The organism is Flavobacterium endoglycinae (assembly GCF_017352115.1).
Taxonomy (GTDB): domain Bacteria; phylum Bacteroidota; class Bacteroidia; order Flavobacteriales; family Flavobacteriaceae; genus Flavobacterium; species Flavobacterium endoglycinae.
This window is the reverse complement of record NZ_CP071448.1, coordinates 2,542,718-2,558,621: the sequence shown is the minus strand read 5'-3', so window position 1 is coordinate 2,558,621 and position 15,904 is coordinate 2,542,718. Positions and strand designations below refer to the sequence as shown.

Annotated in this window: 10 protein-coding genes; 2 read left to right on the top strand and 8 right to left on the bottom strand. The window is 33.2% G+C overall.

Annotation, left to right across the window (positions count from 1 at the left end; genetic code table 11):
• Positions 1-52: 52 nt before the first annotated feature.
• Positions 53-1,153: a DNA-processing protein DprA gene (gene dprA, locus J0383_RS11240; RefSeq protein WP_207298469.1), complete on the bottom strand. Its 1,101-nt coding sequence runs from the start codon at positions 1,151-1,153 to the stop codon at positions 53-55.
• 238 nt (positions 1,154-1,391) lie between these two features.
• Here dprA and J0383_RS11235 point away from each other — a divergent pair, with 238 nt between their 5' ends.
• Entirely contained in the window at positions 1,392-2,357 is a 966-nt protein-coding gene (locus tag J0383_RS11235) for an HU domain-containing protein (RefSeq protein ID WP_207298468.1), read from the top strand.
• Positions 2,358-2,409: 52 nt separating this feature from the next.
• Here J0383_RS11235 and J0383_RS11230 read toward each other — a convergent pair whose 3' ends face one another.
• The 7 genes from J0383_RS11230 to J0383_RS11200 form a co-directional block, all read right to left on the bottom strand.
• The gene (locus J0383_RS11230) at positions 2,410-3,168 is read right to left on the bottom strand and encodes a hypothetical protein (protein ID WP_207298467.1); all 759 of its coding nucleotides are present in this window, start codon (positions 3,166-3,168) and stop codon (positions 2,410-2,412) included.
• Between the two features lie 93 nt (positions 3,169-3,261).
• Positions 3,262-5,541: a helix-turn-helix domain-containing protein gene (locus J0383_RS11225; RefSeq protein WP_207298466.1), complete on the bottom strand. Its 2,280-nt coding sequence runs from the start codon at positions 5,539-5,541 to the stop codon at positions 3,262-3,264.
• 109 nt (positions 5,542-5,650) lie between these two features.
• Entirely contained in the window at positions 5,651-6,226 is a 576-nt protein-coding gene (locus J0383_RS11220) for an OmpH family outer membrane protein (protein ID WP_207298465.1), read from the bottom strand.
• A 641-nt stretch (positions 6,227-6,867) separates the two neighbouring features.
• Complete coding sequence (locus J0383_RS11215) at positions 6,868-7,716, bottom strand: class I SAM-dependent methyltransferase (RefSeq protein ID WP_207298464.1); 849 nt, start codon at positions 7,714-7,716, stop codon at positions 6,868-6,870.
• Positions 7,717-7,939: 223 nt separating this feature from the next.
• Entirely contained in the window at positions 7,940-9,811 is a 1,872-nt protein-coding gene (gene mnmG / locus J0383_RS11210; protein WP_207298463.1) for a tRNA uridine-5-carboxymethylaminomethyl(34) synthesis enzyme MnmG, read from the bottom strand.
• Positions 9,812-10,295: 484 nt separating this feature from the next.
• Positions 10,296-10,715, bottom strand: coding sequence for an rRNA maturation RNase YbeY (ybeY, locus tag J0383_RS11205; RefSeq protein WP_207298462.1), 420 nt, complete (start codon positions 10,713-10,715; stop codon positions 10,296-10,298).
• Entirely contained in the window at positions 10,712-14,068 is a 3,357-nt protein-coding gene (locus J0383_RS11200) for a coiled-coil domain-containing protein (RefSeq protein ID WP_239023330.1), read from the bottom strand. Before J0383_RS11200 ends, ybeY begins: the two co-directional genes overlap by 4 nt.
• A 220-nt stretch (positions 14,069-14,288) precedes the next feature.
• Between J0383_RS11200 and gltX the strand changes: the two genes are divergently transcribed.
• Complete coding sequence (gltX, locus tag J0383_RS11195) at positions 14,289-15,794, top strand: glutamate--tRNA ligase (protein WP_207298460.1); 1,506 nt, start codon at positions 14,289-14,291, stop codon at positions 15,792-15,794.
• Positions 15,795-15,904: the final 110 nt, after the last annotated feature.

The following is a 15,904-nucleotide window of genomic DNA, read 5'->3' as shown; positions in this document are numbered from 1 at the left end:
GTACCGATTATTCAAGCATTTCAGAAACAAAAATAAATAACAAAGTCACTCGTTAAATAGCTTCAAAAGTTTTACCTGGAAGAGGGCGAATTACGCCTTTTAATTCCATGTTTAACAGAATACCTGAGATTTTAAATATCGGAAGATTGCATTCTAGAGCAATACTATCAAGCAATTCCTTTCCATTTTTAATAAGAAAATCATAAACCATTTGTTCATCAGGTTCTAGTTCCACGAACAACTGTTTCTGAACTGCTTTGGATTTCTTTTCAAGATCCCAATTTAAAACGTATACGAGATCTGCCGCAGATGTTAATACATTTGCTTTCTGAGTTTTAATAAGATCGTTGCAGCCTTGGCTGTATTTATCGGTAACTCTTCCGGGAACCGCAAAAACATCTCGGTTATAATCGTTTGCTAGATTTGCTGTTATGAGCGAACCGCCTTTATCAGCCGATTCAATTACAATTGTGGCTTCACTAATACCTGCAACAATACGATTTCTGCGCACGAAATTCTCTCTATCGGGCTGAGATGTACTCCAGAATTCGGTTATAAAACCACCATTCTCTTCCATTTTTGCCATATACTTTTTATGGTTCTTGGGATATATCTGATTAAGTCCATGTGCGAGAACACCAACCGTTTGCAGATTATATTCCATAGCCAGCTGATGCGCCATTATATCTACTCCATAAGCAAAACCACTGATTATAACTGGATCAAGCGGTACTAAATCTTCAATAAACTTTCGGCAAAACTCAATTCCGTAAGAAGTAATTTGGCGTGTACCAACAATGCTGATGGTTTTTCGGTTTTTGAGATCGATATTTCCTGCAGTAAAAATTAAGACTGGCGAATCTATACAATGCTTCAATCTTTCGGGATATATATCATCTTGAAAATAAGATACTTGAATATTATTCGATTGAATGAATTTCAGTTCTTTATCGGCTTTTTCAAAAATACTTTTGTCTTTCAGATTGTTTACAAGTGCTGATCCAATTCCATCAATAGCAGCAATTTTATTCAAACCGGTTTTAAAAATAGATTCGGCACTGCCGCAGTTTGTGATCAGCTTTTTAGCTATAATATCTCCCACTCCTTCTACCTTCATTAAGGCTAATAAATAAAATAAATCCTGATCTGACATTTCTTTAAAATATTATGTAAAATAGAAACGAAAACTATTTTCTTTTTGAGGTGCAAATATCATTAAAACAAAGTAATTTCCTAATAAATATTACATTTTTAAAAAATTGAATAGTGCAATTTTGAATAACTCTTATTTTAAATTATTGAAAATTAATTATCTATAAAAAATCGTGAATTGTTAATAAAAATTGTGAATAAATTTTTGATAACTATATTCATTCTCTAACTTTGCTGATATGAAAATCGAGACTTACATAGCACAGTTATTATATCGTTACCAGTGTGTAACGGTTCCAGGGTTTGGAGCATTTTTAACCGAAATTCAATCAGCTCAGCTGAATGAAAGCACTAATTCGTTTTTTCCACCCAAAAAATTAATTTCATTTAACAGCCGTTTAAAAAACAATGACGGACTGCTGGCAAATCATGTTGCGCAAGCAGAAGGTATATCGTACGGTACTGCTGTAAATGCCATTGCAAATGAAGTGACAAACTGGAAAAAAACGCTGGAAGAAAATGGCGTAATAAGTCTTAAAAACATTGGTGATATTCGTTTGAATTATGAGAACAATTTCATCTTTACACCAAACGATCAAACCAACTATTTGACAAGTTCATTCGGGTTAAGTCCGTTTGTTTCTCCGCTCGTTAAGAAAGAAATTTTCGAGAAAAAGATAGAACAGATTGCCGAGAAAAAACCAGTTCCTTTATACGAAAATGAGGAAACAAAATCATCTGGTTCATTCTTGAAATATGCAGCGATTTTAGTTTTAGGTCTTGGAATTACGGGAAGCATTGGATATCCATTATATCAAAATCAAATTGCTACACAAACACTTGTGGTAGAAGGAGCGGTTCAAAAGAAAGTTCAGAACAAAATTCAGGAAGCTACTTTTTTTATTCAAAATCCTCTTCCAGCAGTAAATATGGCTGTGGATTCTGCTAAAACAGAAACCGTTGAAGAGAAAAAAATGCCGTATCACATTATGGCTGGCGCCTTTAGAAGTGAAGCCAATGCCAGAAAAGCATATAACCAATTGATAAAAGATGGTTATCAGGCAAGAATGCTGGGCGAAAATAAACACGGATTATTCCCGGTTTTATACGGAAGTTACGCCACAATGTCTGAAGCTGAAAAAGCACAAAAAGAAATACAAAAAGGCGAAAATCCAGACGCATGGATTTTGGTTGAAAATCTATAAAATCAAAAAAATTATAAAAAAAAGCGATTCAAATGAATCGCTTTTTTTATGTTTAACGTGGAACAATTTTCGCATTTTGAGCAAGAATCTCCTTTTTGTTCTGATAGATAGTTAATGTTGCAGGAGGGGCATCAGATGTGCCTAAAACGATAATATAGCATTCGTAAACATAAGCTCCTTTTTTAAATTCGAACTTACCGTTTCCTCCGCTGCCGTCAGCAGTCCATTTTCCATTGGTAATAATCAAATCAGGCTTTTCACTCATTCCTTTTTTAATTGACCATGACGCATAACGGTAATTTTGGTTTCCTAAATCATCAATCCTGATTCTAAATTTAGACGTTTCCAGAATATAAACTGGCTCTTTAAACTTAGCAATACTAGAATGTAATTTGTTTTTTTGCGAAGAAATCAGTTTTGCTTTTAAATCCTTCTCATACTTTGATTCATAATTGATAGTTTTCAGTTTTCCATCGGTGTCAAACCAAATGGTTCCATTATTGAGCATAATACCGCGCCAGCCCACTTCTGACCAATCTTTATCGATATTTGAAGATGAGATTTCTTTCTTCAAATTTGCATCAAAAATTTGAGAATAACGTTTTATAAATTCTGCTTTATTTTTGACAGATGGTATTGGGTTTTCACGATGCAAAGGATAAGAAATGTTATTGGCAATAGCCTCTTTCCTATCGTTTTTAACATCGTCGATAAATGTTTTCAAGAACTTTTTATATTCTGGTTTCAGATCCTGGCTGAAAGTATTTTGAATACAAAGAATTAAGAATAAAATATATACTAGCTTTTTCATAATTTTCTATTTTACATAATGTTTTTATAAACGGATTCAAAATTTTGAATCCCATTCTAAAATACAAAATTCAAAAATGAAAATGAAACAAAATTAATTTATACTGGCTTTGAACATCTTAAGTTCATCCCATGTAAATTCGTCACCATATTTTTCTTTTAGAGGTGCCAGAGATTCTTCCTGATAAAACTGGAATGCTTCACGAAGAGCAAGGATTTTATCATACGAAAGCACATCTGAAATATCTACTTTCTTCGCCTGAATGAGTTTTATAAAATGGGTTTCCACCGTCTGCACGGTTAATTTTCTAATACGTGCAATGTCATCAATTGAATTTTTCTGTAACCAGAGTTCGTGCGTTTCTTCGACAGTAGTCTTTTTTGGGCCTTTTTCGGCTGTTTTATCAGCTTTTTTGGCAGTATACCTGCTGAGAGGTTCTTCCACGTGAAACATATCCGTATTGGCGCTTTTTTGCTCGTCTCTAATTTTCGAAATCTTATCAGATTTATAATTTTTTATGGCTGGAGAAGATAAACTGTCTTTGTTAATGGTTTCACGGGAAACCACAATATCCATCAAAAGTCTGGCTTTCATTAACCGCAAAACAGCCTGCGTCTGCAGGTCATCTAAAAATGCTAATTCTTCGTAGAATTCTTTAACTTTTTTAAACTTCTGAATTTCAGCCATTTTATTCAAAATATCAGTAACCAATTTATCCATCGGTTTAAAGAAATAATCGTAGGCTGCCTCTACCCTTTCTTTTACAAACACCAAATCAACGGTTTCTCCACTAAAAATCTTATTGAGCTGCGCAATAAATTTTTGAGCTGGATTTACAAGCTGTTCAATAGAATCTAAGCGTTTATGAGCCCAGATCGAATGTTTTGATTTTTCAGATCCTGTCGCATTTTCATTATAACTAAAACGATGATTTCGCCATTCTTGTGCAAGATCTGTCCAGTTGAAACTGTCTATCAAATACTTATGAATAAAATTTTTGGTTTCGAAGTGAAGGGAATTTTTAAGATCGTTTTCGTTTGCCTTGTTCAGAGCATAGTCCATTACATCTTGATCATTTGAAAGTCCATTCATCTGCATTGCAGAAAGCAAAATAAGCCCATTTAAGGACGTTAAACGAGAAAGTGCTACATAGGCTTGCCCCGGAAGGAAAACTTGCGATACATCGAGCGCAGCTTTTTCAAAAGTTAATCCCTGACTTTTATGAACCGTAATTGCCCACGCCAATTTGATTGGATAATGCGCAAATGTACCTAAAACCTCTTCTTCAATGTCTTTTGTAAGTTCATTTACTTTGTAACGGATGTTTTTCCACTCGTATTTTTCAACTTCTATGGTTTTATTTTCTTCTGGAAAGTGAACAAAGATTTCTTGATCAGAAAGTGATTTTATAACGCCCATTTTTCCGTTGAAATATCGTTTTTCAAATGATAAATCGTTCTTAACAAACATTACCTGTGCTCCTACTTTGAGTTTCAGGTTTTCTTCAACTGGATAAATTTTTTCAGGAAAATCACCCACAACAAATGGCAGAAAAGTAAATTCATTTCCGCTCAGATCATTGATTGCCTGTTCGTTAATAGTATCTGCTTTTGCATTATGAGTTGTTAAAGTTATGTATCCCGGATTCAATTTTAAATCAAAATCTGGTTTTACATATTGGTTTAAAACCTCGATATCTTCTTTACTGATCTGATTGTTTCGAAGGTTGTTCAAAACCGAAATAAAAACATCATCACTCTGGCGGTAAATCTTTGATAATTCGATATATAACGGTGGATTCTGTTGTACTACATGCGAATGAAAAAAAAATTTTCCTTTGTAATAATTTCGCAGTGTTCGCCACTCTTCATCACGAATTACGGGCGGAAGCTGCAATAAATCTCCAATAAAAAGCACCTGAACACCTCCAAAAGCTCTCGTATCTCTACGAACGGTCTGCATCATAAAATCGATAGCGTCCAGCAGATCAGCGCGCAGCATACTGACTTCATCAATGACCAAAAGCTCCATATTTCGAATCACATTTCGCTTTACATTGTTCATTTTGAAATGTCTGCGAAGTGATTCTTTGTTTTCAAATTTTACGGTTTCAGTAAACTGAGAACTGTCTTGATAACTGGGAATAAAGGCTGAAAATGGCAGCTGAAACATCGAATGTATCGTTACACCTCCTGCATTTAATGCCGCAATACCTGTAGGTGCTACAACAACTGTATTTTTGTGTGTAGTGGCAATAATTTCGCGCAATAAAGTAGTTTTTCCTGTACCGGCTTTTCCAGTCAAGAAGATCGATTTTTGCGTCTGATTTATGAATTGTAAGGTGTAAGCAGCTGCTTCAGAAACGTTTTGCATTATGCAGATATTAAACGTCAAAAATATCGCATTTTTATAAAAGAAAAAAACCTAAATCAGCAAGTGATTTAGGTTTTTCCAATTTTAGTTTTAGTTAGTTTGGCATTTTTTATTTTTTAGCCTCTTCTTTTGCTGCTGGTTTTTCTTCAGCTTTTGGAGAAGCTTTGTATTTGTCATTCAAAGCTTTAATAACCTCTTTTGTGATGTCATATTTATCTTCAGCATACAATACAGTTGCTGCATCACCAGTACCATAGATGTATGCATAACCGTTTTTCTTACCGTATTCTTTGATGAATTTTTTAACTCCGCTTATCAAAGAGTCCATTTCAACACCACTTTCCTGCTGTAATTGCTGTGATAATTGTTGTTGAGCGTATCCTAACTGCTGCTCTCTTTTTTGTAATTCAGCACCTCTTTGTTGTGCCCATTGCTGGCCATTTGCCTGCGCCTGACTTTGAAAATTAGCAGCATCTTGTTTAAAACGATTAATTTCAGCTTGCAATTGTCTACCTTTTTCTTCTGCCTGAGCTTTGTATTTGGCTTCAACATCTTTTGCCTCAGTGTATTCTTTCATTAAAAGTGAAGTATCGATATAAGCTGTTTTTACTTCCTTAACTTCTGCCGTCTTATTACACGAAACAGCCAAAATTGAAAGTCCGATAATTACTAATGCTTTTTTCATTTTCTAAATTTCTATTTTTTTATGTATTGAAGACAAAAATATAAAAAAATAAATAGGATCGACATAAAGTTTAAAAAATGCTGGAATTTTAGCATATTAGTTTTTTTTATGGATCATATTTATTCTATAATCTATCATTATTAAAAATGGCTTTCATATCTTTTCTTAAAACAATCTTCTCAAAAAAGGAATATAAACTCACCATTTTATCTAATATAATGCTTTAAAAACGCTTATTTTGAGTTTTTATTACTTTTGAAGTACAAAAGTTAGATGAAAGGTATTTTCTCTCTAAAATTTGAAAATTTTATCTGATTGCTTAAAAAAATTCAGCCATTTAAATTTTGGGAAGCATATTTTAAATTTTCAAAAATTACCACATAAAAATTCAATCTTAAAATAAATTTTCATTTTTCGAAGTTGGAAAAATTGAAAATTAAAAAACGAATAAATCCTTAAAAATTTGAGAAAAAATGAACCATTTTTCAAGTATTAGTTTTCTTTATCGCTACTCGATTAACTATAAAACAACCCTATAAAAAGTGACTTTAATAGCTTTTATTAGAGCGGTTTTCTCAGAAAAGACAATACAAACCCTCAATAACACGAAAAAAGCGCCTTAAAAGCGCTTATTTTACGTTTTATTTGTTTTTTAAGACATAAATGTGTGACGAATACTCTTTTGTACTCGAAGCTTTCATATTTGATTTTAAACCAACAAAAAATGCTTTGACAAAATTCATTTTTCCGGTTTTATATTTTTCAGATAAAAGACTCACGTAAAAAGAATCAAATTTCATGGGAAGTATTTTTTCTAATTTCATATCGACTTTTTCAAAAAGCGACTGAATGGCTTTTTTTGAAAAATGCCAAAAGTGAATCGGCACATCAAAAGCGGCCCAAAATTCTCCGTAATGTTTTGCGTCGTACGATTTGAAATTTGGAACCGCAACAATTAATGTTCCAGTTGGTTTTAAAAGTCGCTTCAATTCCTGGATTTGTAATTCTAAATTTGGGACGTGTTCCAAAACATGCCACATCGTAATTACGTCAAAAGAATTATTTTCAAGTTCACTGGTTTCTTCCACAAATGAAATTCCTTTTTGCTTTGCAATATTTTTTGCTCGGTCGCTTGGTTCAATTCCAAAAGTTTCCCAACCGTCATTTTTTGCCGTCAATAAAAAATCTCCTGTTCCAGCTCCAATGTCTAAAATTTTTCCTTTTTGAGATTGTTCGGAATTAATTAAATTCAATTTATTTTTTAAAGCAATACTTTTTACAAAATGATATGCTTTTTCAAAAACGGAACGTTTGTTATCTGTGTGTGAAATATAATCTTCGCTTTCGTAATATCTTCCTAAATTTTCTAATTCCGGCTGCGGAGAAGTAATCAGCATATCCAAATTTTCATCATAGTACAAATCGAAAATTTCTTTTGAAACAGAATGGTCTTTTACAGTAAGAAAATGTTTTTTGTTTAAAACGTCCATTTTTAAATTCTAGTTATTTTTTGGTTTAATTGTATAACAAATCCTAAAAGCGAAAATTTTCATTTTTAGGATTTCTATTCTATATTTTTTATTCTTCCAATTTATTTTTGAAAACCGAGATTATTAAATTTTTAAAATAGTTTCACGTGGAACATTTTTAGTTTCAGTCGCAGTTTTAAGTTTACAGTAAAACTATGATTGAAAACTGCGACTGTCTATTCTTTTATCTTCCCATATAAATCAAAAGCACGGAAATATCACTTGGTGATACACCGCTGATTCTTGATGCTTGTGAAATTGTAACTGGCCGAATTTTACTTAATTTTTGTTTCGCTTCAATCGACATTGATTTGATTTTATGGTAATCGAAATTCTCTGGAATTTTTACTTCCTCTAAACGATTTAGTTTATCAGCATTATTTCTTTCCTTTTCGATATATCCAGAATACTTAACTTGAATTACGGCTTGCTCTACAATTTCTTCGTCAAGATTATTTTCTTTGATGTATGCATCTACTTTTTCAAATTTCAACATATCCTCCAATTCGATCTGTGGACGTGAGAAAACTTTAAACATTTTATCTCCTTGTGAAATTGGTGCCGATTCTTTCTCAACTAAAATTGGATTTGTTTCGGCAACCGTAACACTTGTTTCTTTAAAGAACGCAACCATCTTTTCAGATTCATTTAATTTGTGTTCCATTCTTCGCATTCTTTCTTCAGAAGCTAAACCAATTTCATACGACATTGGCGTCAATCTGAAATCGGCATTATCTTGACGCAACAATGTTCTATATTCTGCTCTTGATGTAAACATACGATACGGCTCTTCTGTTCCCTTCGTAATTAAGTCGTCAATCAAAACTCCAATATAGGCTTCATCACGTTTTAAAATCAAAGGCGATTTTTCATGCACTTTTAAATGCGCATTTATTCCGGCCATCAAACCTTGCGAAGCTGCTTCTTCATATCCTGTTGTTCCATTAATCTGTCCGGCAAAATATAAACCTTCAACTAACTTTGTTTCCAAAGTATGTTTCAATTGTGTCGGCGGAAAATAATCATATTCTATTGCATAACCCGGACGAAGAAATTTTACATTTTCAAAACCGGCAACCGAACGCAAAGCTTTAAACTGAATATCCTCTGGAAGCGAAGTTGAAAATCCGTTTACATACACTTCACAAGTTTTCCATCCTTCCGGTTCAACAAAAAGCTGGTGGCGTTCTTTATCAGCAAAACGATTAATTTTATCTTCAATCGATGGGCAGTATCTCGGACCTAAACTTTTTATCCTTCCGTTGAACATTGGCGAACGATCAAAACCTTCTCTCAAAATATCGTGAACATTCAATGACGTATACGTCATATGACAAGAACGTTGAAGCGTTAACGGAACCGTTAAATCCGAATAAGAAAACTTATCCGGTTTTGCATCTCCTTTTTCTTCGTTCATTTTCGAATAATCCAAAGAACGACCATCGACTCTTGGAGGCGTTCCTGTTTTCATTCTTCCCGCTTCAAATCCTGCTGCGATCAAATCTTCGGTAATTCCGGTTGCAGCACTTTCTCCTGCTCTTCCTCCACCGAATTGTTTTTCTCCAATATGGATCAAACCATTCAAAAAAGTTCCGTTTGTCAAGACCACCGATTTCGAACGAATCTCAACTCCAAGTGAAGTTCTGATTCCTTTTATTTTTCCGTTTTCGATAATCAACCCTTTTACCATCTCTTGGTAGAAATCCAAATTTGGAGTTCCCTCCAACATCATTCTCCATTCTTCTGCAAAACGCATTCTGTCACTTTGAACTCTTGGCGACCACATTGCAGGTCCTTTTGATTTGTTCAGCATCTTGAACTGAATTGCAGTTCGATCTGAAACAATTCCGGAGTATCCACCAAGCGCATCAATCTCACGAACGATTTGTCCTTTTGCAATTCCACCCATCGCAGGATTACAAGACATTTGTGCAATGTTTTGCAAACTCATTGTAACCATCAAAGTTTTGGAACCCAAATTTGCTGCCGCTGCCGCGGCCTCGGAACCGGCATGACCGGCACCCACAACAATAACATCGTATTCTTCTAAAAACATTTTTGTTTTATTTTTTCTCCGAAAATCGTTCTACGAACGTTTCAGAATTACTTTTTCTTTTCTGTTCCACGTGGAACCAAATATTCTAAACTCCAATTTAAAAACTCCAAATTCCAAAACAAATATGTTTCACGTGGAACTTTTCACTTCCTTTTCAACTCTCAAATAACTTTTTCAGCATATCTCAATAAATCAAACGAAGCTCTTTTTACATGCAAAATGTTTCACGTGGAACACAGTTTTAAAAGAATTAAAATTTCAAAACTTAAGCTCTTTACTATAAAATCGTTTCACGTGGAACAGCTCAAAACTTTTAAAATCGAAGAACTTCTGATTCAAAATCAAACGTTCCACGTGGAACGTTTTACATCAAGCTATCAAGAAATCACTTTAGATTGTTTCACGTGGAACATGAATATTTTTCATCTAATCTAAAAAACGTTTCACGTGGAACACGTTTGTTTTAATTATTTAAGATGTTTAATTATTGTTCCACGTGAAACATGCTAATCTTTTCATCTTCTTTTGAACGCATTAATTCTGCATCTTTATCTGATTTATCTTTATATCCACAATAGTGTAATATACCATGCGCAAGAACTCGCTTTAATTCTTCTTCAAAAGAAACATTAAAATCCTTAGCATTATCTTCTACTCTTTCTACAGAAACAAAAATATCTCCGCTGATTTCATTACCAACTGTATAATCAAAACTGATAATATCAGTAAGTGTGTCGTGATTTAAATACTCTACATTTATTTTATGCAGGTATTCATCATCACAAAATATATAATTGATTTCTCCCTCGTTCTTCTTTTCAGAAACAATTACTGCACTTAACCAATCGTTATAGGCTTGTTCGTTTTCTAAAGTAAACTCGGTTTCGTAATTAAAGTTTATCATTTTGTGTTAAAATATTCTTGAACTTTTTGATTAAAATTTGAGCGCAAAGGTAGCGATTGTCTATTTAAAATTTCTACACTATTTAAATATTCAGTTAATGAGCTTGGTAACGCATTTGATTTATTAGAAAACTCAGTCTTATTTGTTTCAGATTGACGCTTCGTATCTTGGCCTTGTTCTTGAACTGCATTGTTTAATTTCCATAACTCCTGTTGAATATTTAAAATTCTCTGCAAGTTTTCATTCTTAAAACCTTTATTCAAAATTTGTTTTTCTGAAGCTTTCATCTGTTCAATAACAGGTCTGCCTTGTGCATCTAATCCTTTTTTAGATAATTCCTTTTGTAATGCTTCACGAAGTTTTACCTGTTCTTTGTAAATCTCCATAATCTTTTCAGCATCTCCTTCTCCATCCTCATCTTCATTTCCGTCATTGCCTTTACCTCCATTTTTATTTCCCTGACCATTTTTACCTTGTCCGTCTTTACCCTCTTTACCAGATTCTCCTTTTCCGTTTCCATCTTTACCCTGACCATTCTGGTTACCTTGTCCTGGTTTTCCTTCTCCGCTTCTTCCCTGCTGTCCACTTCCAGGTTTATCGCCAGGCTTCATTCCTTCTTTCATTTTATCAGCCAGACCTTTTTGTTTTTGAATAATATCCGGTAACTGCATTCCTTGTCCATCCACTGGTTTTGGTTTTCCTGTTCCCGGTTTAGACATTTGCATCTGCATATTATTTAAAAGATCACTTAAAAAATCTGCTAATTTATTTGCTGATGATACCGCATATTGCTGATGAGAAACTCCTTTTGGTATTTGTACTTCGGTTAAAACTTCAATTGCTTTGTCCATATTATATTGTACGTTTCCAATTTCCTTAGTTACATCTTCTGCAATTTTTGGATTTCTAAGTGACATTGCAAACAAGCTGTCATCAACATGTCTGAATTGTTGTTTTAAATTCTGCTGTATTTTTATGTTTTTAGTAAAGGCCGAAGAACCTAATTTCATCGATTTAAATTGTTTCATTACATCTTCCTGAGACAATGAAAATGCCAAAAGGTTATCCAAAATCTGACGAAGCATCGCAACATCTTCTTCTAATTGTTCCTGTTCTCCACCTTCCATACTCGAACTCATTTCCCGAGACATGCTCTTCATTTTCTTTGAAGCGCTCTTTTGTTTCTGTTTTGCCGAAGAAGAATTGTTTTTACTTAACTCTTCTGAGGCTTTATTCAAATCATTTTTTACCTCTTTTTCTTTTGAAGCATCTGATGGAATATCCAAAGGAGCTTTTAAACTTTTGTTCTCGTCTTTTAAATCTTTAAGATCTTCCTGAATTTTATCGAATGATTTATTGATATCATCCTGCTTCTCTTTGGTATTTTCTTTGTCTTTATTAGATAACTGTTCCTGTTGTTCTGACAGTTTATTTAATTTCTCAGCAACTTGTTCTGCTTTCTTTTCTACATAAAAACGTTTCGTTAATTCAACTAATTGTTCTAAATTACGAGATTGGTTTTTACTGATTTGTTTGAACTTTTCCATCTTATCAAACAGTTCTTCGCTGTTCAATTTGTCGTTTAGGTTCTTTAGTTCATCTAATAGTTTTTGATTTTTCTCTAAATCTTTCTCCGCATTATCTAAACGTTTTTGTAAATCATCAGCCGTTTTATCCTTTTTCTCAGAGCTGTATTTATCTAGATTCTTATTCATTTTTTCAGCAAACTGTTTCATCATTTCGTCTTGTTGTTTCTGACGTTTGATAAAATCATTTACTTTCTGCTGATCTTTGAACTCTAAATTATCTTTTTCTTTTCCTGTATTTTTCAGTTTATCCATTTCAGAAAATTGCTTTTCTTGATTTTTTAATGACTTCGATAAACTGTTTATGTTAGCATTTTGCTGTTGCAATTCTGCATCCTGAATTTCATCTGTAGTAGAAACCCGATCTGAAAATGTAGAAGATTTTGTACTCTTGAATCCATGCAAAGCATCGTTATCAAAAATCTCAAAATAGTATTCATAAGATACTCCTTCCTGAACAGCAAGGTTGCTTGGGAAGTTAAAAACAAACTGATCGAACACCGCCTGCTTTACAGGAATGGTTCCGCGTTTTGCAGTTTGTGGTTTGTTACGTTCGTAATATACTATCTGTAATTTTGATAAACCGTAGTCATCACCCAGTCTTCCTAAAACATAATTCTTATCTAATTTTAAACTATCTGGAGCTGGCGAAACGGTAATTGTTGGATGCTGATCTTTGATGACAGACAGCTGATAATCTAATTTTTCGTAGTTTTTGACCTTATTATTTGAAGTAAGAATTTGATATTCTGTGTTTTGAACTATATTTTTAGCCAGTTTAAATTCGTTTTCATCCTTTTTAAAGTTAAAAGTTGAGTGCTGATCCTTCCAAACTACCTCTTGAGTTGACTGTGTATTCATTCTCCAGGTTACAGTTGTCCCTTCTGGAACGATAGCATTTCCTGTTCCCTGAATAATTTCTGATTTCTTTTTTAGGTAAGATGGAAAGTTTAAGATCATTTCGAAGTTGGCAATTGAAGGAACAGTTATCACTTTCAATTCGTATTCATTTGATGAAACTGAATTTCCTTCAAAAGAAAAAGCAACATTCGAAGTTGGTTTTTCAATCTTGAATTCGAACTTTCCAGTTTGCGAAGATTCCATAAAATAGCTTTCATTGCCAATATGGATCATGACATTTTCGGGAACAATATTTCCTTCTGTTTCTACTTTTACAATAAAATCTTTGTTTTGCTCGGTCTGCAAATTGTCATTTAAAACCACAAATTTGAAAGGAGCCGGCGGTAAAAATGAAGCATTAAAATGAACTACTCTATTAAAACTCTGCGAAATTATATTGCTGTTTCCAGAGATAAAAAACACAGCAAACAACAAAACCGGAATCAAAGCCAATGGCAAGTACTTCTTATTTGATTTAAAATTAATCGCATTCCCAAACGGAATTGGCTGTAAAGAATTTGCTTTTTGCTCAATTGAAGCCAGCATTAATTCTGAACTTTCAGCAGAATTTTCATTTGAAGAAAGCTGCAGAAAGTTAGTCAGCTTATCGCTTACTTCTGTAAAATGATTTCCAATAATGGCTGAAGCCTGATTGTAATCAATTCCTTTTTGAAGTTTGAATAGTTTAAAAATTGGAAATAATATAAATCGGAACAGCAAGAAAACTTCGACTGCAATAAATAACCAAAATAAAAGTGTTCTTCCTATGGGTTTCAGCCATAGAAAATATTCCACAAAAAGTGTAAATAAAAAATATAAAAGACCAAAACCAATAAAAAGAAGTGCTCCTTTTATTAGTTCATTCATATAATATTTCTTTATAAATCCTTCTAACTTCTGATATATTGCAGATGATGTTTTCAAAATAAAATCTCTTTTAATTATAACCTATAAAAGTAGTAATTATTAATTAGATAATGATCAATTAGAAAATTAGTCAATTAAGCTTAACACAACGTATTATCTAATTTTCTCATTACCGAATTTTCTAATTGAGAGTTGTATCTTTGCATCAAAATTTATACAAATGTCAAAGCAAGTTCGTGTGCGTTTTGCACCAAGTCCAACAGGACCATTACATATTGGTGGTGTTCGTACTGCCCTATTTAATTATCTATTTGCAAAAAAACATAATGGTGTTTTTTATCTGAGAATTGAAGATACAGATCAGACTCGTTTCGTACCAGGTGCCGAAGAATACATCATGGAAGCATTAGAATGGTTAGGAATTTCTCCTGAAGAAACTGTTGGGAAAAATGAAAAATTTGGTCCGTACAGACAAAGTGATCGTAAAGATTTATATCAAAAATATGCCGATCAACTGATTAATTCTGGTTGGGCCTATTATGCTTTTGATACTCCTGAAGCATTAGATGCTCATAGAAAACAGCACGAAGCTGAAGGAAAAACATTTATATACAATCATCATAATCGCGAAAAGTTAGATACTTCTTTAGTAATTTCTCCTGAAGAAGTTTCTAAAAGAATTGCAAATGGAGAACATTATGTGATTCGTTTTAAAACTCCGGTTGATGAAACTTTGCATTTGAAAGATATTATTCGCGGTGATGTTAAGTTCGAAACTAACTTACTTGATGATAAAGTTTTGTTCAAAAGTGATGGAATGCCAACGTACCATTTGGCCAATATTGTGGATGATCATTTAATGGAAACTTCACATGTAATTCGTGGTGAAGAATGGCTGCCATCGATGCCACTTCACGTTTTATTATACAGAGCTTTTGGCTGGGATGCTCCAGAATTTGCACACTTACCATTAATTCTGAAACCAATTGGAAACGGAAAATTATCTAAAAGAGATGGTGACAAATTAGGATTTCCTGTATTTCCTTTAGAATGGAAAACAGAAGAAGGTGTTTCATCTGGTTACAGAGAGAAAGGATTTTTCCCAGAAGCGGTTGTAAATTTCCTAGCTTTATTAGGATGGAATGACGGAACTGACAAAGAATTATTTTCTCTTGAAGAATTGGTTGAAGCTTTTGACTTGAACAGAGTTCATAAAGCGGGAGCAAAATTTGATCCTGAAAAGAACAAATGGTTCAATCATCAATATTTAATCAAACAAAATGATGAAGATTTAGCAAAAAGCTTCTCTCCTATTTTAGAAGAAAAAAGCTTCTCAACTTCGCTTGAAGTGACAACTCGTATAGTTTCTTTGATTAAAGAAAGAGCACATTTCGTCTCTGATTTTTGGGATTTAACGGATTTCTTTTTCCAGGCACCAACTGCTTATGATGAAAAAGCAAGTAAAAATTGGAAGGAAGAAACACCAGCTTTAATGCAGGAATTGATTTCTGTTTTAGAAAATATTGAAGATTTTACTTCTGCAAATATTGAAGCAGTGGTGAAAGATTGGTTAACCAAAAACGAAATTGGAATGGGTAAAGTGATGCAGCCTTTCCGTTTAAGTTTGGTGGGAGCACTTAAAGGTCCTCACCTATTTGACATTGTAGAAATCATTGGAAAAACAGAAACTATTTCTAGAATTCAAAAAGCTATATCAACTTTATAAAATAATTTACCATTAAGATATTAAGAAAATTAAACTCGACTTGATGGTAAAAAAAGTTTTTAGGTTCATAAGCTTAGCTTAATTATCTTGACAAAGCTTGACTTAATTTA

What these genes read in the sequence shown, in the direction of transcription:
- J0383_RS11230 (WP_207298467.1), bottom strand. Translation starts at nt 3,168, where the DNA reads ATGAAAAAGCTAGTATATATTTTATTCTTAATTCTTTGTATTCAAAAT.
- gltX (WP_207298460.1), top strand. Translation starts at nt 14,289, where the DNA reads ATGTCAAAGCAAGTTCGTGTGCGTTTTGCACCAAGTCCAACAGGACCA.
- mnmG (WP_207298463.1), bottom strand. Translation starts at nt 9,811, where the DNA reads ATGTTTTTAGAAGAATACGATGTTATTGTTGTGGGTGCCGGTCATGCC.
- J0383_RS11215 (WP_207298464.1), bottom strand. Translation starts at nt 7,716, where the DNA reads ATGGACGTTTTAAACAAAAAACATTTTCTTACTGTAAAAGACCATTCT.
- J0383_RS11235 (WP_207298468.1), top strand. Translation starts at nt 1,392, where the DNA reads ATGAAAATCGAGACTTACATAGCACAGTTATTATATCGTTACCAGTGT.
- ybeY (WP_207298462.1), bottom strand. Translation starts at nt 10,715, where the DNA reads ATGATAAACTTTAATTACGAAACCGAGTTTACTTTAGAAAACGAACAA.
- J0383_RS11225 (WP_207298466.1), bottom strand. Translation starts at nt 5,541, where the DNA reads ATGCAAAACGTTTCTGAAGCAGCTGCTTACACCTTACAATTCATAAAT.
- J0383_RS11200 (WP_239023330.1), bottom strand. Translation starts at nt 14,068, where the DNA reads ATGAATGAACTAATAAAAGGAGCACTTCTTTTTATTGGTTTTGGTCTT.
- dprA (WP_207298469.1), bottom strand. Translation starts at nt 1,153, where the DNA reads ATGTCAGATCAGGATTTATTTTATTTATTAGCCTTAATGAAGGTAGAA.
- J0383_RS11220 (WP_207298465.1), bottom strand. Translation starts at nt 6,226, where the DNA reads ATGAAAAAAGCATTAGTAATTATCGGACTTTCAATTTTGGCTGTTTCG.